The organism is Lacticaseibacillus sharpeae JCM 1186 = DSM 20505, from assembly GCF_001436225.1.
In the GTDB taxonomy this organism is placed as follows: domain Bacteria; phylum Bacillota; class Bacilli; order Lactobacillales; family Lactobacillaceae; genus Lacticaseibacillus; species Lacticaseibacillus sharpeae.
On sequence record NZ_AYYO01000055.1, the window covers coordinates 144122 to 162912 of the forward strand.

The 18791-nt window shown below is 51.9% G+C and carries 21 protein-coding genes; 13 read left to right on the forward strand and 8 right to left on the reverse strand.

What is annotated here, in order from left to right; translation table 11 throughout:
* Window positions 1–13 precede the first annotated feature (13 nt).
* Window positions 14–757: an amino acid ABC transporter ATP-binding protein gene (locus FC18_RS10485; RefSeq protein ID WP_054676839.1), complete on the forward strand. Its 744-nt coding sequence runs from the start codon at window positions 14–16 to the stop codon at window positions 755–757.
* A 119-nt stretch (window positions 758–876) separates the two neighbouring features.
* Window positions 877–1827 (forward strand): NAD(P)-dependent oxidoreductase, encoded by a 951-nt coding sequence (locus FC18_RS10490; protein ID WP_056976256.1) that lies wholly within the window; start codon window positions 877–879, stop codon window positions 1825–1827.
* A 51-nt stretch (window positions 1828–1878) separates the two neighbouring features.
* Here FC18_RS10490 and FC18_RS10495 read toward each other — a convergent pair whose 3' ends face one another.
* Window positions 1879–2265 carry an iron-sulfur cluster biosynthesis family protein gene (locus FC18_RS10495; protein WP_054676836.1) on the reverse strand — a complete coding sequence of 129 codons (387 nt, stop codon included), beginning with the start codon at window positions 2263–2265 and terminating at the stop codon, window positions 1879–1881.
* A 209-nt stretch (window positions 2266–2474) separates the two neighbouring features.
* Between FC18_RS10495 and FC18_RS10500 the strand changes: the two genes are divergently transcribed.
* Window positions 2475–2798 (forward strand): hypothetical protein, encoded by a 324-nt coding sequence (locus tag FC18_RS10500; RefSeq protein WP_054676833.1) that lies wholly within the window; start codon window positions 2475–2477, stop codon window positions 2796–2798.
* 44 nt (window positions 2799–2842) lie between these two features.
* Here the strand turns inward: FC18_RS10500 and FC18_RS12160 are convergent, their stop codons facing one another.
* The gene (locus tag FC18_RS12160; RefSeq protein WP_156300790.1) at window positions 2843–2992 is read right to left on the reverse strand and encodes a hypothetical protein; all 150 of its coding nucleotides are present in this window, start codon (window positions 2990–2992) and stop codon (window positions 2843–2845) included.
* A 277-nt stretch (window positions 2993–3269) separates the two neighbouring features.
* On the opposite strand from FC18_RS12160, the gene FC18_RS10505 reads away from it, so the two are divergent.
* A complete protein-coding gene (locus tag FC18_RS10505) occupies window positions 3270–3752 on the forward strand; it encodes a DUF2798 domain-containing protein (RefSeq protein WP_054676831.1) in 483 nt (160 codons plus the stop codon).
* A gap of 272 nt (window positions 3753–4024) precedes the next feature.
* Window positions 4025–5452 carry a DHA2 family efflux MFS transporter permease subunit gene (locus tag FC18_RS10510; RefSeq protein WP_056976258.1) on the forward strand — a complete coding sequence of 476 codons (1428 nt, stop codon included), beginning with the start codon at window positions 4025–4027 and terminating at the stop codon, window positions 5450–5452.
* 226 nt (window positions 5453–5678) lie between these two features.
* Here the strand turns inward: FC18_RS10510 and FC18_RS10515 are convergent, their stop codons facing one another.
* Entirely contained in the window at window positions 5679–6416 is a 738-nt protein-coding gene (locus FC18_RS10515; RefSeq protein WP_056976260.1) for a class A sortase, read from the reverse strand.
* A gap of 414 nt (window positions 6417–6830) precedes the next feature.
* On the opposite strand from FC18_RS10515, the gene FC18_RS10520 reads away from it, so the two are divergent.
* Window positions 6831–7277, forward strand: a complete 447-nt coding sequence (locus FC18_RS10520; protein ID WP_054676825.1) for a PTS transporter subunit EIIA — start codon at window positions 6831–6833, stop codon at window positions 7275–7277.
* Window positions 7278–7397: 120 nt separating this feature from the next.
* Window positions 7398–8339, forward strand: coding sequence for a LacI family DNA-binding transcriptional regulator (locus FC18_RS10525; protein WP_054676811.1), 942 nt, complete (start codon window positions 7398–7400; stop codon window positions 8337–8339).
* 59 nt (window positions 8340–8398) lie between these two features.
* On the opposite strand, the gene FC18_RS10530 is transcribed toward FC18_RS10525, so the two are convergent.
* The 4 genes from FC18_RS10530 to FC18_RS10545 all read right to left on the reverse strand — a co-directional run bounded on the left by FC18_RS10530 (window position 8399) and on the right by FC18_RS10545 (window position 11337).
* Window positions 8399–9340, reverse strand: coding sequence for a hexose kinase (locus tag FC18_RS10530; protein ID WP_054676808.1), 942 nt, complete (start codon window positions 9338–9340; stop codon window positions 8399–8401).
* 117 nt (window positions 9341–9457) lie between these two features.
* Window positions 9458–10039, reverse strand: a complete 582-nt coding sequence (gene lacB, locus FC18_RS10535) for a galactose-6-phosphate isomerase subunit LacB (protein ID WP_082403838.1) — start codon at window positions 10037–10039, stop codon at window positions 9458–9460.
* A 72-nt stretch (window positions 10040–10111) separates the two neighbouring features.
* A complete protein-coding gene (gene lacA / locus FC18_RS10540; protein WP_054676805.1) occupies window positions 10112–10540 on the reverse strand; it encodes a galactose-6-phosphate isomerase subunit LacA in 429 nt (142 codons plus the stop codon).
* 29 nt (window positions 10541–10569) lie between these two features.
* Window positions 10570–11337 carry a DeoR/GlpR family DNA-binding transcription regulator gene (locus FC18_RS10545; RefSeq protein ID WP_054676803.1) on the reverse strand — a complete coding sequence of 256 codons (768 nt, stop codon included), beginning with the start codon at window positions 11335–11337 and terminating at the stop codon, window positions 10570–10572.
* Between the two features lie 227 nt (window positions 11338–11564).
* On the opposite strand from FC18_RS10545, the gene FC18_RS10550 reads away from it, so the two are divergent.
* The 4 genes from FC18_RS10550 (at window position 11565) to sstT (ending at window position 15628) form a co-directional block, all read left to right on the forward strand.
* A complete protein-coding gene (locus tag FC18_RS10550; RefSeq protein WP_054676801.1) occupies window positions 11565–12062 on the forward strand; it encodes a PTS sugar transporter subunit IIA in 498 nt (165 codons plus the stop codon).
* A 74-nt stretch (window positions 12063–12136) separates the two neighbouring features.
* Window positions 12137–12445, forward strand: coding sequence for a PTS sugar transporter subunit IIB (locus FC18_RS10555; protein ID WP_054676798.1), 309 nt, complete (start codon window positions 12137–12139; stop codon window positions 12443–12445).
* Window positions 12446–12606: 161 nt separating this feature from the next.
* Window positions 12607–14046 (forward strand): PTS transporter subunit IIC, encoded by a 1440-nt coding sequence (locus tag FC18_RS10560; protein ID WP_054676795.1) that lies wholly within the window; start codon window positions 12607–12609, stop codon window positions 14044–14046.
* Between the two features lie 274 nt (window positions 14047–14320).
* Window positions 14321–15628 carry a serine/threonine transporter SstT gene (sstT, locus tag FC18_RS10565; protein ID WP_056976262.1) on the forward strand — a complete coding sequence of 436 codons (1308 nt, stop codon included), beginning with the start codon at window positions 14321–14323 and terminating at the stop codon, window positions 15626–15628.
* 99 nt (window positions 15629–15727) lie between these two features.
* Here sstT and FC18_RS10570 read toward each other — a convergent pair whose 3' ends face one another.
* Window positions 15728–16096: a hypothetical protein gene (locus FC18_RS10570; RefSeq protein WP_054676792.1), complete on the reverse strand. Its 369-nt coding sequence runs from the start codon at window positions 16094–16096 to the stop codon at window positions 15728–15730.
* Window positions 16097–16603: 507 nt separating this feature from the next.
* On the opposite strand from FC18_RS10570, the gene tnpA reads away from it, so the two are divergent.
* Both tnpA and FC18_RS10580 read left to right on the forward strand, forming a co-directional pair.
* The gene (gene tnpA / locus FC18_RS10575; RefSeq protein WP_054677133.1) at window positions 16604–17056 is read left to right on the forward strand and encodes an IS200/IS605 family transposase; all 453 of its coding nucleotides are present in this window, start codon (window positions 16604–16606) and stop codon (window positions 17054–17056) included.
* Entirely contained in the window at window positions 17037–18176 is a 1140-nt protein-coding gene (locus FC18_RS10580) for an RNA-guided endonuclease TnpB family protein (RefSeq protein ID WP_054676790.1), read from the forward strand. The genes tnpA and FC18_RS10580 overlap by 20 nt, the downstream gene beginning before the upstream one ends.
* The last annotated feature ends 615 nt before the right edge of the window (window positions 18177–18791 follow it).

Genomic DNA, 18791 nt, shown 5'->3' on the forward strand with positions numbered 1-18791 from the left:
TGGAGGATACGCAATGACTGACACAATTTTAGAAGTACAAAACCTCCAGAAAAAATTCGGGCAGCACGAGGTTTTGCGCGACATTAACTTGACCGTCACCAAGGGCGAAGTGCTCTCCATCATCGGTCGCTCCGGTTCCGGGAAGTCCACCCTGCTGCGGGGGCTCAACCTGCTCGAACCACCAACGTCCGGCACCATCCTGTTCCATGGGGAAAACGTGTTGGCAGACGGCTTCAACCTCACCCAGTACCGCGCCAAGGTCGGCATGGTGTTCCAGAGTTTCAACCTCTTCAACAACTTGACCGTCCTCGAAAACGTGGTGGTACCCCAGGTGACCGTCCTCAAGCGCGACAAAGCTGAGGCTAAGGCCAAAGCCATCGCCGTGCTCAAGCAGCTGGGCATGGACCCATTCGTGAACGCTAAGCCCGCCCAACTGTCTGGGGGTCAGAAGCAGCGGGTCGCCATTGCCCGTTCCGTCGCGATGGATCCCGAAGTCCTGCTCTTTGACGAACCAACCAGCGCCTTGGATCCCGAAATGGTCGATGACGTGCTGAACGCCATGACCGATTTGGCCAAGACCGGGCTGACCATGATTGTGGTGACCCACGAAATGCAGTTCGCCCGCGACGTGTCCGACACCGTCCTCTTCATGAACGAAGGGGTCGTGGCCGAACAGGGCACACCGGAACAAATCTTCGGCGACCCGCAACAGGCGGTCACTCAAGACTTCCTGAAGCGCTACCTGAACCGCGCATAGTTTACACATGCAGCACTGGTCAATGTGGCCAGTGCTGTTTTTGCGTGGTGCTGCTTGAAAAGTGCTCTCTGGAAAACTAGAATTAACGCAACTATACCGTGCAGAAAGAGAGCATCGCCATGATTATTTACGCTGCATTCAAGCTCAAACCAGAACATCTCGCCGCACTCAAAAAGGCGGGGCACAAGCTTATCTTGCCCGCTGACTTCAACCTTGACGCCGCCGCCAAAACCGTTGACGCTATTCTTGGCTGGGACCAAAACGCCCAGGCCCTCATCGCTGGGCACAACCACGTGCGCTGGATTCAGACCGCCTCAGCGGGTGTGGACTACCTGCCGCTAACCGACTTGGCCGCTGCGGACATCGTCGTCAGCAACACGTCCGGGATCCACGCCGAACCAATTGCCGAATCCGTCCTTGCCAGCCTGCTCGCCTTTGGCCGCGGCTTCATGAACGTGCGGGACCGCAAACCAGCGAACTTTTGGCCCCGCAGCAACGTCATGGCGGGCATGTTCACCCTCGCCGACAACAAGACCGCCGTTATCCTCGGCACCGGCCACATTGGGCAAGAAATCGCGCGGTTGCTGCACGCATTCGGGGTGCACACGCTGGGCATTTCCGCCCACGGCCGCCCTGCAGCGCACTTCGACGCGGTCGGCACCGACGCCCAGACGGCAGGCTACCTCGCCCAGGCGGACTTTGTCGTGAACGTCATGCCCCTCACCCCGGCAACACACCACTTCTTAAACGCCGACCGCTTTGCCCAGATGCACAAACAGCCCCTCGTTGTGAATGTTGGTCGAGGGCCATCGCTGGATACAACGGCCCTGCTGGCAGCACTGGATGCCGGTCAGGTCCGCGGCGCGGCGCTGGACGTCTTTGAGGAAGAGCCGCTGCCCGCGAACTCGCCGCTATACACGGACCCCCGCGTACTGGTCACCCCGCACATTTCGGGGAACGTGCCACACTTGCGGCAAGAAGTGTTCACGATTTTTGCCGCCAACCTGGCGCAATTCAGCCAGGACGGCACGTTGGCCCGCAACCAGGTTAATTTGCAGGCCGGATACTAAAAAATGCCCCCCAATCACGCAGACTGGGGGGCATTACTATTTTGTTGCTACTTAGCAGCTAGCTGGTCCATCAACCGTGGCCTTGGCCGCAACTTCATTGACCACACGCATCTCAACCGCGCCGTCAATCAGGCCGGAGTCGTTAGCCAGTGCCAGCACACTCCCGAAACCGAGCTTCAGCACGGGGTTGCCCTCGAAGTATTCCGCGGAGTAGTCCTTCACGTAAACGGGGCCGAGCGTACTGTCAATCACCGTGTTGAAGTCAGCGGTGACGTTTTCCTTCGGGGTGAGAATCAGGTTGAAACTCAGGTTCAGGCTACATACACCGACTGCACTGAATGGCCCAACACCGTCGTCATAGTCAAGTACCATTGCGTAATCACTACCGGCAGCCTGAATCTTTGCCGCTGCATCTGGAGTTATCCGTAATTCAGTCATATGTTCCTCCTTGCGCAGCGAAACGGTAATCGGCCGTAATCCCCGCGCGTACCTAAACTGGTTCTCTCTGTTAATTCACTCATTCACTTACTAAAGTATATCATATCGCAGAAGAAAAAACTACCGCCGGCCGCGTTATCTGCTAAGATAGAGGCAACATAACAAATTCTTAACCGACTGCCGCGCAGCCAGTTAGCGGAGGCCAAACCATGAATGTCTTTACCGCGCTGCAATTCCTGCAGGTTGATCACGCACCCCTGAACCACACCAACGTCATCATTACGGACGCCGAGGGCAAGCCCGACGCGATTTTGAGTGAACTACTGGACGACGTGCTCGGCAAAATCGCCATCTTCGGCAACCTGGCCGCGGCCAGCAGTGCGGAGGGCGTCATCGACCAGCTGCGGATGTTCACCCCGCTCCGGGACGAGGTGTTGGACGAATACCAGAAGATTCTGGAACAAGACATCGCGGGGATTAACTTCGCCGCCAAGAAACAAGTCGTCGAACTGATTTACCAGCCACTTATTTAGCGGTTCACGTCATGTGAACAGAGTTAATCAATTGGTTGTGGCAGTTACTGACGAAAAAGCCACTGTTTACCATCGGTGTCGTTGCGTTGCTCATCATCGTCGTGGGCATCTGGCTGCGGGTTACCAACCGTAAAAAAGCTAAATAGCGCAAGCAAGGCCCGCACAATTCGTGCGGGCCTTGCTTTGCCATTCATCTAAATCCCAAACGCTGGCTGATACTGAACCACCCCGTGCACACCAGTAAGGGCCCCCGGCGCCAATTCCTTCAGCATGTAATACTCAGCCGGACGCGGTTTCACGTGAAACAAACGGCGATGGACGCTCAGTAAAAATAATTTTCTGAAACTTTTGCTTACGAAGAATGAAAAAATCTGGTAACGTGAATAACTGTTGTGGATTTCACGGGCATTTGCGCGATTGCGTGTCAATGTAACCGTCAAAAACTCAAGTCCACATTATAAGGAGTTTATTTTGCCAAAGAATTTCAAAGAAGAAGTTATTTTCACCCTCATCATGGCGGGGCTGATGGTCCTGGTCATGGCCGGCTACAACGTCGCCCTGACTGACGGCTTCACGTCCGGCTACATCCTCGAAGTCCTGATGGGTTACCCACTGGCGCTCATCGTGGCCATCGCCCTCGACATGCTGATTGTCGGCCCTACCGCCAAGAAGATCTTCTTCAACCACATCTTCAAGCCCGAGATGGAAGCAAAGCCTGCAATCATCGGCATCTGCATCTCCGTTCTGATGGTTGCCGGCATGGTCACCCTGATGTCTGCGTTCGGCATGATTGTCACCCATAACTTCGGTGGCAACATCGTCCTCACCTACCTGCACACGTGGGCATTCAACGTGTTGATGGCTCTGCCACTGCAGCTGCTCATCGTCGGGCCCATCGCCCGCGGGGTTCTGGGCATGGTGCAGCGGAATAGCGCCGCAGCTGAACTGGATTAACTTTGATTCCTGGCCTCCGTCGATCATCGGCGGAGGCCAGGTTTTTTTCTGCTATTCGCCCGTTTTTCAGAAACTTGCAAATTTTTCCTTACGAAAACTGAAAAAGTCTGCTAGTATAACCAATTGGCCCAGTCACCGCGTTTTACCGTGTGTGACGGTCCGCGGCAGCGACTGCACATCCCGTGCAGCTCTCGTTCGGACGTTTGGGTGGGGAAACTCCATCTAGGTGCTCGTAATGCGCTCGGCCGTATATTGGGAGGATTAATTTAATCATGGATTCAAGTATCACCACCGCCATGCCCGCTGACCGCGCCCGGGTTGAGGTTAAACACCCCGGCCTGGCCATGGTCAGCATGCTCATCGGTGCATTTATGGGGATGTTCAGTGAAACTGCGCTGAATATCGCCCTGCCTAGCCTCGCAACCAGCCTGAACGTGCCCACCAGCACGCTTTCCTGGCTCGTGACCGGCTACATGCTCGTCATTGGGATTGTCTTGCCGTTCTCCAGTCTGCTCACACGCTGGTTCACTACCCGGCAACTCATCATCACGGGCCTGATTGCCTTCATCCTCGGCGCTGCGATTGCCGCAACTGCCGGAACTTTCCCCGTCCTGCTGTTTGGCCGGATGGTGCAAGGGATTGCGACCGGGATTATTCTGCCCCTGATGTTCACCGTCGCCATGCAGGTCTTCAAGCCAAGTAAGCTCGGGGCCGCCATGGGGATGTGTGCCCTCGTCATTATGTTCGCACCAGCTGTTGGCCCAACCATCACCGGACTCATTCTGGCCAAGCTCAACTGGCACTGGTTGTTCTGGCTCTTCATTCCCGTGCTGCTGATTGCCCTGGTTTTTGCCATCACCAGTTTGGAAAACGTCGGCAACATCACCAGGCCACGCGTTGACTTCCTGTCCGTTGCCGGATCCGTTATCGGGTTTGCCAGTCTTGTTTCCGGGGTCAGCTTGGCTTCTGACTTTGGCTGGACGTCACCAGCTGTCATTGGTTTGCTGGTCGTTGCCGTGATTGTGCTCGCCTTGTACGTGCACCGGCAACTGCACCTGGAAAACCCCGTCTTGAACTTGCGCATCTTCGCCATCCCCGCGTTCCGCACCGGGGCACTGCTCGTGATGCTCGACTTCGGGATTATCCTGTCCGCGATGTACCTGCTGCCAATGTACCTGCAAAAGGGACTGCTGCTGCCCGTCGCTTTGACCGGGATCATCATGCTGCCCGGTGGTGCGATTAACGCCATCGTTTCCGCCATCGCTGGCCGCTTGTTCGACCGTCTTGGCGCCAAGGGTCCTGCAATGACCGGGTTCATCATCGCCCTCATCGGGGCCATCATGCTCGCTCTGTCCAGCAGCACCAGTAGCGTGGCCTACGTTATCGCGGCCCACATCATCTTGATGATTGGGGCCCCACTGGCCATGTCCCCCGCCCAGACCCACGCCTTGAGCGCGCTGTCTGGCCGTGAATCTGCGGACGGCAGTACCATCATGAACACCATGCAGCAAATCGTCGGCGCCATCGCCACGGCGGTTGCGACCAGCCTGCTCGGGCTCGGGACCGCAGCTGCAGCCACACACAACCAGGCGGCCGCCTTCACGAATGGTGTCCACTATGGAATTTACTTCACAATTATCCTGATTGTTGCAGCACTGATTATCACGCTGGGACTCAAGGATAAGCCTAAAGAAGCATAATTTGATTAATAAATAGTCCCCGAAATATCAGCGTCCAACCTTATCAAGGGCGCTAGCGTAAACGGCGACACCAATCAATGGTGCCGCCGTTTTTGCGTACTAAGGCGCATTTACTGGAGGAGTGAATGTTATGGCAGGCCACCTCGGTATTGCGGTCACCGCCGTAGTATGAAAAAAATAAATACGACGCACTTCCGGTTGGGGAAGTGCGTCGTATTTATTTTGCTTAGTTTTTAACTTTCTTCGTAATCTTCGCCCCGAAAATCTTCGTGAGCTGCTTGGTGTTTGCCTTTGCGGTCTTGGTCAAATCAGCCTGAATCACGCGCCGTTCTGGCTGGCCTTCCTGCTGGGACGCACACGTGATGAGCGTGACGATGTTCTTACCCGGAATATCGTTGATGTACTGCACCTGACTCTTGTCGACCACCTTGTCCAGCGAAATGGTGTAGGTGTAAATCTGCTTCATATCGGTCAGGTAAACCTTCGCGCCCACCTTGACGTTCTCCAGCGGCGTGAACAGCACCTTGGTCTTCGGGATGTGGTGCCCCGCCAGCGCGTAGTTGCGCTTGCCCATCTCCTGGTCCGCCTTCATCGTGCCGGCCCCGACAGCCAGGTTCGTGTTGGCAATACCGTTTAGAATCGGCAAGTGAATGTTCACGGACGGTACCGCCATGAGGCCGATTGGCTTGAGGTTGCGGTTTAAGGCCGCCTTGGACACCACGGACAGGTCGAGCGACTCAACCGTCTTGAAGGTATAGTTAGCCTTAGTGCTCTTCTTATTCTTCGCCACGTCGTCCGCGGTCAATTGCTGCGCGGTGTTCAGCGAGTTTTGCGAAATGTGATCCACGACGAATAATTTAATTTGTTCGTTGAAAATCAGGCCGATGCTGACAATCAGCAAGAGCACGAGCAATACGCGCCACAGCCAAACCTTCCCGTTCTTCTTCTTGCGTTCCCGCCGCATAGCAACCTCCTACTAAGTACGTCCCTAATGGCCGTACTTTGCTTTGTTGACCTTAGTATAGCAGGACACCCCCGGAGATACCATCAATTTCGCTTACTTAAATTTAGTAATTCTGCCAAAAACGCCGATTTACCGGGCTTCAGTGACCCTGAGCCCCATTTATCAAAAAATATTTAAAAAAAGTTGTCGAAAACGCTTGCTATGAAACGCGTTCGATACTTTAAGATGCATTTGTAAGGTTGAAACAGCTACTAACCGCGGGGTGGCAACAATCTACACTGGTACGCAAAGATGAAACACTGTTACCTGATCCACCAATGTCCAATTGTTCATCAGGCTTTGCTCACCAGCTAATTAGACGGTAAACGATTGATTGCGCCGGCTTGGCAAACACCGGCGCCAGGAGGAAAAACTATGCTCAGTCTATTCAAGAAGTACGCCACCACCAACGTTGAACTTAACAACTACAACGAACTCGATGCCATCAAGGAACTCGCCCGCATCGCCGCCAAGAAGAGCAACCAGGACGAACAGCTGGTTAAGAGTGGTCTGCTCGCGAGTGTCGCTCAGGGCGCCGCAACCGTCGACGGCCGGGTTCTCACCACCACGGCCACCATCACTGAAGCCCACCACATCCACATTGTGGCCGTTACTTTCGCTAAGAACATCAACTGGAATGGTTCCGACATCGACTTCGCGTTCGTGATTCTGACCCCAGATGGCACAGACGAATCCCAAGTGGCCAAAGTTGCGGACCTGATTCACCAGCAGCTGGCCGGTAAGGAACTCGCCGTCCTCAAGTCTGACACTGGCGCACTCGACAAGCTGATCAAGACCGTCAAGAATGAAATCGCCGCATAGATTAATGTTGAAGCCAATCAAAACCGAATTACACCAAAAAACGGTCGGACCGTGACGACCGTTTTTTGGTGTGCTGGCGTATACTAAATTTGAGTACATATTGTTTAGGGGGAAAATCAGATGACGACTATCCGCGATATTGCCCGCATCAGTGGCCATTCCGTGGCGACGGTTTCGCGCGTACTGAACCATAAAAAATACGTGTCACCAAGCGTGCGCGCCCACATCCAGTCCGTGATTGACGAACTGGATTACGTGCCGAACGCCGTCGCCCGCGACCTCAGCCGGGGCAAGACCATGAACATCGGCGTCGTCCTGCTCAACCTCCCGCACCCCTACTACACCGACATCAACGCGGGCATCATGGCCGCAGCCTTCGCCGCTGGCTACAACGTGGTGCTGCTGCAGAGTAAATACGATGACGACCAGGAGCGCGCCTACCTGGAACAGCTGCGGCGCAAAGCCTTTGACGGTTTGATTTTCACCACCCACAACATCCCCATTGAAGAAATGCTGCCGTACCGCAAATACGGGCCGGTGGTCGTCTGCCACGATCCCGGCGACGTGGACATCGATGCCGCCTTCAGTCAGCGCGGCCCGTCGTACATCCAGGCCTTTACCTGGATTCACCGCCACAACTTCAAGAAGGTGGCGCTCTTGCTCCCACGTGATCCCGCATTGAGTGCCACGGCGGCCGAAACCGTCACGGCGTACAAGCAGGTTTTCGGTGCAGACCCGCTGGGCAGCCTCACGCGCCTAGGCTCGATGACCTATGCCGATGGTTACGCGGCCGCAGAATACTACGTCACGAACGGCCTGCACCCTGACTTCATCTTTGCCAACGGCGACGACATCGCAACCGGCGTGGCCCAGTACTACAAGGACCACCACCTCCTTACACCCGGACTTATGGGCCAAGACCGCCAGTTGTCGGGCGAACTACTCGGCATCCCCACCATCGACCACCACTACAAGGACGTGGGCGCCACGGCGCTGCGGCTCGCGATTGGGAAAGCAACGGGGAAGCACGGACTGCACTCAGACTTTTTGACGCGGGAATAATATCAATTTAGGGCACAATAAAAGCAGCACTGCACAAGTGCTGCTTTTATAATCCCCAATTACTGCTTGGTAACCGTGACCTTGGTGAAGTATTCGTCGAACTTGCTCTTGTCCACGAATCCGGTCTTAGCTTCCATCGTGTTGAGCATCCCGGTCGTCATCGCGCTGCGCAGGGTGTCTTCAACGGATTCACCCTTGTCCGTCGCGTAGGCCAAACCGGCCAGCGTGGAGTCCCCGGAACCAACGGGGTTAACCACATTGATCTTCGGGATGGCTGCCTGGTAGTAGTCCGCGTTGTGCTTAGCGAAGGCGCCAGCAGCACCGAGTGAAACCACGACCCAGCTGACCCCGTCAAAGATTGGGTGGGCCAGCTGCTTAGCCAGTTGGGGCAGGTTCTTGCGGTCGACTTCTTCACCAATCAAAGCACCCAGTTCGGAATCGTTGGGCTTAATCAGGTCGGGCTTTTCGTCCGCCTTAAGTGCTGCTTCCAGTGCGGCGCCGGACGCGTCGAGGAACACCTTCACGCCCGCCTTGTGGCCAAGGGCAACCATCTGGGCGTAAAAATCAACGGGCAGACCGCCAGGCAGGCTCCCGGAAATCGTCACGAGGTCAACCTGCTTGAGCAACGCTTCGTAGTGCTGCAGGAAGTTGGCCGCATCATCAGCACTCAAGGTTGGTCCCTTTTCGAGTACTTCCGTCTGGTCGCCGTCATCGTGCAAAATCGCGATGCACGAGCGGGTTTCGCCGTCAATCTGGGCGAAGTCGCCGCGAATGCCGTCTTGTTCCAGCTGGCTACTCAGGTACTGGCCGAAGAAGCCGCCGAGCACCCCGGTGGCAATGAGTGGGTGGTCCAGGCAGTGCAGCACGCGGGCCACGTTCAGGCCCTTCCCGCCGGCGGTCTTGCGCACCGTGGTCACACGGTTCACATCGTCAAGCTTGAGGTGATCCAAGGGGTATTGCACGTCGATGGATGGGTTCATGGTTACAGCTAAAATGGTCATGGAATGATTCCTCCGTTCTGAATTACCGGGCGCATCTGGCGCCCTGTGTACATAACAATGGCCCCGGACCCGCTGCCGGGTTCAGGGCCACTATTAACTATTGACGCTTAGGCCACATTAGTCGTGGTAGACGCCTTCAGCCCACTTCTTGTTTTCTTCGTCGAAGAAGTGTGGGTTGTCTTTCTGGTCTGGGTTTGGTGTTGCGATGTTGTCAATCTTGTCGATGAGCTTCTTGTTCTCGTCGCTTGGCTTGTATGAAGCTGCGAGGAAGGAGTCAACGATGTCGAAGATGAAGTCGCGGCCAAGCACGATCCCACCAAAGCCAAGGACGTTAGCGTTCAGTTCTTCACGTGCGTACTTAGCCTGGGTTGCGTCCCCAACCATTGCGGCACGGATGCCTTCGTTCTTGTCGGCAGCGGTGGAAACACCAATCCCGGTACCGCAAAGGACAATCCCGAGGTCTGCACGGCCGTCAGCAACGTCTTCAGCAACGCGCTTGCCGTAGATTGGGTAGTGCGTCCGGGTGTTGTCGTGAGTCCCTTCATCGATAACCTGGTAACCCAGGTCCTTCAGGTGGTCGGACACGAGCATCTTGGTGGCCGTAACGATGTGGTCGTTACCCAGGGCGATTACAGTGTGCTTGTCAATCTTTGGGTCAACGAATTCTGGCTGTGGAAAATCATTATCAAGTTCTGGCATTTTAAAGTTCCTCCATATAATGTGCTAATTCAAGGTTTTGTATCTGATTACTAAACTCAGTCAGAGGCTGGTTTAGATCATCTTTTCGAGCATGTCCAAGCGTACCTGGTGCCGGCCGCCAGCGTAGTCCGTGTCCAGGTACTGCTGAACGATGGAGTATGCGAGCTTTTCGCCGACGATACCGGAGCCAAGGGAGATGGCCTTAGCGCCGTTGTGCATTGCGGTCATGTGTGCGGTCCGTTCTTCGTTAACGTCCGCGGTAACCATGCCCTTAACCTTGTTGCTGGCCATTGCGGAACCAACACCGTATTCGTCAAACATGATTGCCTTCTTCACGCCGTTTTCAAGCACCTGCTTGGTAACTGCCAGGGAGGATTCAACGAAGTCTTCTGCAGGCTGCTCGGTTACGTCGATGACGTTGTAGCCGCCGGCGTTCAGGTATGCCTTAACCTTTTCCTTCAGTTCAAATCCATTTTTATCTGCGCCAATAACAACATCCATGATTGTGATCTCCTTTAAATATATAGTGGTTACTCATTAGTTATGATCCGCGTCAACTTCTGGTAGTCGTTGCGCTGATCTTCATCAATACCCTTGTCGGTGATTAAACCATCGACATCATCTAAGCTGTAGAATCCATAGAAGTCTTCGGTATCCAGCTTCGTGTGGTCCGCCAGAATGTAACGTTTGCGCGAATTGTTGAGCGCCAGACGCTGAATCTGGCCTTCATCCGCGTTCGCATTACTGACGATGCTATCACACACGCCGTTAGCCGAAACGAACGCCTTGGTGGTCCGCAAGTGTTCAAGCATCTCGTTTGCGAGGTTTCCTATAAAGGCACCACTACGCTCACGATACGTTCCGCCAACGAGGCACAGCTCATAGCGGTCGGCTTTACTCTTGAAACTGTCAAAGACGGGCAGGCTGTTGGTCACAACCCGCAGCTCGGGCAACGTTAAGTAGTCCGCAATGAACTCGTTTGTTGTGCCGGGACCAATGAAGATTGTGTCGCCTGCTTCTATTAACTGCGCTGCTTGGCTGGCAATTTGCCGCTTTTCCTCAACCCGTAAGTCGCGCTTCTCTAATCGGGAGAGTTCCTGGTCTTGCTTCTGGGCAAGCTTGGGACTCTGCGCCCCGCCGTGAACCCGGATAACTGCGTGGTTCTCGGCAAGTTCGGCTAAATCGCGCCGGACGGTCATGGTCGAAACGTTCAGTTCCGCGCCAATCTCGTTGACGGTGACGATTCCCTTACGATCAACTAAATTACGAATTGTCAGGAGTCGTTGTCGTTTTAACACTATTTGCATCACCTCCGAGGTGGTTCGCTTTTGTTCTAAAATGTTCACTTAAATGGTACGCCACTAAATTACCATTGGTTGAAAGCCTTGTCAACCGTTTGAAAGAAATTTCGAAACCGCTTTAAAAAAGTTGCCAGATAGGGGTTGACGTGTGAAAGCGGTTGTATATAATAAGACTTGTAATCCGGTGAACACAAACGAACAAAAATTAACGGAGGTGATGCCGCATGCCCGACACAGTAAGTAAAACCCTGTTCGACCCAACAGCGGTGTTCGTAACAGAGCAAACTACGCAGGCGGCGATTTTCCAAGAGGTTGCCGACAAGCTTGTAGAGAAACAGTACGTAAAACCAGAATTCCTGGTCAACCTTTCGGAACGCGAGAAGAACTACCCAACTGGCATCGATATGTCAGTGGTGAACCCGGATTATCCGAATGTCGCAATTCCCCACACGGAGGGCGAATTCGTCAATGTCCGCCTGGTTGTTCCTATTAAGTTGGTACACCCAGTAGAATTCCACAACATGATTGACCCAACCGACAAGTTCGACGTTTCATTCTTGTTCATGATTCTGAACAATGATCCCGACGGTCAGGCCAACGTGCTCGCAGAAATCATGGGCTTCTTAACCACAACGCCAGCTGAAGACCTCGAGAACTTCTTCGGCGAGACGAATCGGGCAGCGATTTACTCGTTCCTGAACACATTCTTCACTCAAGAGTAATAACCGAATTTGCTTACAGATTCTTGTAAGCGGTTCGACTAAAACTAAAAACACACATTTAGGAGGAAATAATTATGACAGTACGTATTCTTGCAGCATGTGGTGCCGGTGTTAACTCCAGCCACCAAATCAAGGACGCTTTGGAAAAGGAATTGAAGAGCCGCGGCTACAACGTATCTTGCGACGCCGTTATGGTTAAGGATGTCAACGAAGAAATGCTCAGCCACTACGACATCTACGCACAGATTGCGAAGACCGACATGTCCTTCACACCAAAGATTCCTATCGTTGATGCCGGTGCAATTCTCTACCGGATGCCCGCAATGGCAAAGCCTGTTTACGACAACGTCGAGAAGATCATCAAGGAAAAGGGTTTGAGCTAATCAAACAGACCCTTAAGTGACGTGGCGGGCCCGTCCCGCCAGAAATAAATTCAGGGTTCCATGTTTCACTAAAAGCTCCACAGTTCCATAGTTCCATCATTTCATTCATTCATTGTTGTTTTGTTGCTATTGTTCTCTCTGTTAAGGGGTGAGAAAGTCTTATGTTAAACACTATTATTGACATCTCCAACAAGGTCTTTAAGCCAATTATTGACCTAGGTGCCGCACCAATTATGCTGATTGTTTTGACGTTGATTGCCTTCGCTGTCGGCGTTAACTTCTTCCACGCCTTGGAAGGTGGTATCAAACTGGCGATCGCTCTGACTGCTATCTCCAGTATCATCAACCTGCTGACCAACGCGTTCCAACCAGCTGTTAATGCTTTCGTTAAGGCTACTGGGCTCCACCTTGGTACTACTGACCTTGGTTGGGCACCACTGGCTACTATCACTTGGGGTTCTCCATACACCCTGTTCTTCCTGTTAATCTTGGTTATCGTCAACATCATCATGCTGACCCTCAAGTTAACTGACACACTGGACGTCGATATCTTCGACGTTTGGCACATGTCCTTCACCGGTTTGCTGGCTATGTACTTCGGTGCTAACCTCCTCACCGGTACGTTGCTCGTTATCTTCATCGGGATCATGAAGATCTTCAACTCTGACCTGATGAAGCCTACCTTCAACGACTTGCTTGGTAACTGGGACAACCCAATGACCACTACTCACTTGAACTACATGATGAACCCTATCCTCATGGTCTTCAACAAGATCTTTGACGTACTGTTCCCATGGCTCGACAAGTTCGACTTTGACGCTGCCAAGTTGAACGAAAAGATTGGTTTCTGGGGTTCTCGTTTCGCCATTGGTGTTTACCTTGGGATCTTCATCGGTCTCCTTGGTCACCAGTCTATCGGTAACATCTTCACACTGGCATTCACAGCCGCAACCTGCTTGGAGCTCTTCTCTCTGATCGGTTCTTGGTTCATTGCTTCTGTTGAACCTCTGTCACAAGGTATCACCAACTTCGCTACTAAGCACCTGAACGGCCGTATCTTCAACATCGGTCTTGACTGGCCTTTCATTGCCGGCCGTGCTGAAATCTGGGCAGCCTGCAACGTTATGGCACCTATCATGCTTCTCGAAGCTCTGGTTCTGCCTGGTAACACCATCCTTCCACTTGGTGGGATCATCGGGATGGGTGTTGCACCCGCACTGCTCGTTGTTACCCGTGGTCGTATGATTCGGATGATCGTTATTGGTGCTATCGAACTGCCACTCTTCCTGTGGGCAGGTTCCCTCTCCGCACCATTCGTTACCCAGACCGCTGCTAAGATTGCTCCTAACATGCTGAACGGTGTTGCTAAGGGCGCTATGATTTCTTCCTCCACCAAGGAAGGTCCTATCGAACAATTCCTCGCTTACCTGCTTGGTAAAGGTCAGGGCGGCGACATGAAGATGCTCCTGTTCTTCTTCCTTGCAATGGTTGCATACGTTGGTATCTTCCTGTGGTACCGTCACGAAATGCTCAAGCGTAACACTGAATACGCTAAGCAGGGCTTCAAGGTTAACCCAGACGTTATGCTGAAGACCAAGTAGTCACTAGTATCACCTAAAGAATCCGCCTCGTGCGGGTTCTTTTTTTTGCGTAAATTAGCTGGCTACCCGCTAACGTGCACCGTGTGCAGACAAGTGTATGCGGTTTATCGACGAAAATGAAGAAAATATTAAAAAAAGCCTAGACACACCCCCATATTCCGTGTATATTGGTCACATATTAAAAACACATGTCTATAGATTAACGACAGGAAAACGGGTCGGTTCGGATTCACAGCACTGAACCAGCAACAGCGAACCCGGACGGAGGTAAGTTATGTTTAAGAAGTATAAGAGCATTTCATTGATTGTACGCATCATGATTGGGATTGTGATTGGTGCCATTCTTGGACTGACGGTGCCTTCATGGTCAGCAATCAACATTCTGGGTGATCTGTTCGTCGGCGCACTGAAGGCCATTGCGCCGCTGCTGGTGTTCATGCTCATTCTTTCCGCCATTAGCCAGTACAAATCCGGCAGCAAGAACCACTTCGGCTCCGTGGTGATGCTCTACATCGTGGCAACCCTTTCTGCGGCCCTCGCAGCCGTGGCGGCTTCCTACCTGGTGAAAATTCACCTGCTATTCCCGCAAGCCACCGAATCTGCAGCTGCTGCGCCGAAGGAACTCGGTAGTGTCATCAGCAACCTGCTCACCGGTGCGGTCGGTAACCCCGTGCAAGCGCTCGTCCAGGCGAACTACCTGACCATCTTGTTCTGGGGCCTGATTATTGGCTTCGGTCTCCGGCATGCGAACCAGGGCACCAAGACGGTGATTGCAGACTTCGCCGGCACGATTGAACGCACCGCGCAGTTCATCATCGAATTCGCACCATTCGGGATTGTCGGTCTGCTGCATAACTCCATCGCCACCACCGGGTTCTCCGGGATTGCCCGTTACGGCCAGCTCGTCTTGCTGCTCGTCGCCACGATGGCATTCACCTACCTGGTCATCTACTCACTCATGGTGTGGCTCATGACGCACCAGAACCCCTTCCCACTCGTGTTCTGGACGCTCAAGGTTTCCGCCATTCCGGCCTTCTTCACCCGTTCTTCCGCCGTTAACATTCCCGTTAACCTGCAGGCCTGTGCGGATTTGGGGCTGAATGAAAAATCTTACGCCGTCTCCATCGCACTCGGAGGCACCGCCAACTCTGGGGGGGCAGCCATCACCGTCTCCATCATGACTCTGGCTGCCGCCAACACGCTGGGCATTCACGTTTCCTTCCCCCTCGCACTCATGCTCTGCATCCTGAGTGCCGTCTCCGCTACCGGTTCGGCCGGTATCGCTGGGGGTTCCCTGCTGCTGATTCCAATGGCTGCAAGCCTCTTCGGAATTAGCAACGACATCGCAATGCAGGTGGTCGCCATCGGGTTCATCATCGGGGTTATCCAGGATTCCGTTGAAACCGCAGTAAACTCCGCTTCCGACCTGCTGTTCACAGCAACGGCCGAGTACCACGACCTGATGAAGGCCGGGCACAAGGTAGATATTCACCAAGCGGTCCGCAACGCAGACGCTAAACGCACAGCAATTGAAACCGACGACGTGAAGAGCGCAGAATCTATCTCACCTTCAGTCAACTAGCCAAAAAGGCCGGGACCATCATCAACTTGACGATGGTCCCGGCCTCTTTGTGTATCTAGGCAAAATAAAACCGCACCCCACTGCGGGTACGGTTAAAACTTAGTCATCACTGACAGAACTGCGGTTATTGTGCTTACGGTTCATGTTGCGGTTGTTGAATTCTGGATCAACGGTAGTCGCAACAACACTTTCGTTGTGTTCCTGTACGTGCTTAATCTGTGCGGTCTTAATGGAACTAGCCGTCCGGAATGCCTTGTGGATCCGCATGAACCGACCATCCATCCGTAGCAGCATGAACAATGCCAACACGCTGATGCCGAACAGTGCTACCGTCAAGATGTAACTATCGAACATTTTACGGAGCACAGCCACCACAATCACTACTGTTGCCCAGAACAGGTAGGTGTAGTGGCGCTTGCGCAATGCCGGATCGTGCTTGTCAATTTTTTCTGCCGTCTTCTTAGCCATGGTGCCCCTTCTTTCGGAAACGTTTTATCAATTTCTACTTTTCCATTATAACGCGAAGTAAACGTTCACAAAAGGGGTAAAACAACAAAATCGAACAGATTTCAACAAAACATTGCAGGTGTCACTTTTTTCAAACTGCAATTTTCGATTCCAGCATTTACTACAGCGCAATCGGCACTGTTCCCGCAATGTGAATAATCCCTTGTAAGCAAATCAGCGTTTACCGTTAATTTTGTAGTCCAGTTTAATCCAGAATAAATTAACAACCACAACAACAATCAAGGCAGCGACAGTTAGCAAAATCGAACCGCCAGTCAAGTCTTTGAGATTAAAATCGTACATCGACAACATTTGATAGATCACCACAATCCAGATAACAATTGATAGCCAAAATTTTTTGAATGAGGGCAAGGAAACACGGTCTTTTAAGGACGTGATGAATTTCCCTGTTTTTATGCCGTAAACAAGTTGCACATAGCAATTAATGAAAACGCTATAATAGATGGTATGAAAGACATTAACCGGCTTACGTATGGTAGAACTTCAGTATACAATTTGAATTACCATATCATTTGGGGAACTAAATACCGCAATCGGGTTTTGAAAGGAAACGTTGAGGTTGTGCTCAAGCGAATATTGTACGAAGTAGCTGAGCAATATGGATTTAGTATCGACCACATGGAAATTGGTAAAGATGATCATATTCACTTACTGGTAAGTGCACCGCCTAAGCTGTCAGTGGCCAACATCGTTCGATGGCTCAAGGGTATCTCAGCCCGTCAACTCTTCGTTCAGTGTCCAGAACCACAGCGAAGCTACTGGAAAAAGTCCGGGCGACATCTATGGTCACCAAGCTACTATGTGGAAAGCATAGGCATGACGAACGAATCCGCAGTAGCTAAGTACATTGATGAGCAGAGAATGAAGGAGGTGAAGATTGATGATCAAGAAGACGTATAAGCTGCGCATTTACCCCAATGCCAATCAACGGGCCCAGATAGAACGCAACTTTGGCTCGTGCCGCTTTGTTTGGAATGAGCTACTCAACATGCAAATTAAGCGACACGATAATGGCGGTAAGTACGTCAACGAGTACGGGATGAACTACTTGTTTAAGCCACTCAAGGCAGAGTACCCATGGTTAAAGGAAGCTGATGCGACCAGCCTGCTTGCGGTAAGCCACAATCTTCATTTGGCTTTCCAGAAACTTTTCAAAGAACATGCTGGTTATCCGAAGTTCAAGTCCAGGCGATACGCGCGCCACGCGTATCGTTCTAATGCAGTTAATGGGAACATCACGATACTCGATGAGCACCACATTCGCTTGCCTAAACTTGGAGCCGTTTCTTTGCGTGCCACCAAATTACCAACCGGGAAAATAAAAACAGCCACGGTGGTCCGTAGCCACACCGGAAAGTATTACGCGTTCGTTGTCGCTGAAGTCGAACTAGCACAATGGGCGAAAACAGGTAATTCCGTTGGCATCGATGTTGGCGTTGTTGACCTAGTAATTACGAGTAACGGAAAAAAGTATCGCACCAAGCGTTTCGACAAAACACTCGCCAAGAAAAAGCATTATTGGGAACGTCGTCTGGCCCGGCGCCGCCGTTTGGCTGAAAAAGAGATTGCTTGGGATAAACATCTAAAGGTAGCTGCGCCACGACAGTTGAGTGATTTCAAAAACTATGTGAAAGCTAAAATGATGGTGGCCAAGTATAGCGAGAAGGTAGCTAATCAACGTCGTGATTACCTCCAGAAAATCAGTACAGAGCTCATCGCTCTGTATGACGTGATTAAGCTTGAAGACCTGAAAACCAAGGGTCTTCTGCGTAACCACAACCTGGCACGGGCAATTGCCAATCAATCGTGGCGTGAACTCCGCCTGATGCTTGAGTACAAAGCAGCTTGGTATGGTAAAGAGGTGACGGCAGTTTCACCGTATAAAACATCGCAACGCTGTTCTGAATGTGGCTACGATGACGGCAAACACGAGTTGAACGTGCGTGAATGGACGTGCCCTCAGTGTCACACGCACCACGATCGTGATATTAACGCCGCCAAGAACATTCTGGCAGCATAGCCTTAAAAAAAGGGTCTACTGGCACGGGACGTGCCTTGGTCAATAGCCGTAACCTCTGCATAGAAAGCTCAGTGCTGGATATGTAAGTCAGCGGTGTTCCCAGAAGCTCGGTCATTCATGGCCGAGTAGTTCACGATGAACTTAACCATACAACCAACCCCCCGTTCCATTTTTATAAATCTCTGCAAAACAAATTAATATATATATTTGTTCCAACACCCACATTGTAAAGCGCTTTCTTGTTAATTTAAAGCATAACACTTTATATAACATCCAATTCACATTTATCAAAGTAGTGGTATTAAAGGCACACTAAATGATTTCAGTCAGTCAATATTATTAACGGCAATTATCACAATGACACACTCAATTTATGCACATTTGCATTTTCACTAATCACAAACATTATTACCCAACTATAAAAAAAGAACTTAGAAATTAATCAATTAAAAATGGCGTATCACTCCCATAGTCCGCATTTTGCGCGTAACCTAATCAAACATCAATTACACCGCATAACCGTATCATTGCTGCTACCCACACTGAATGTATTTTTAACATCGTACGCAAAACTTCCAGACCAACTATTGCGCAAAGGCACAAAAACATGCACTA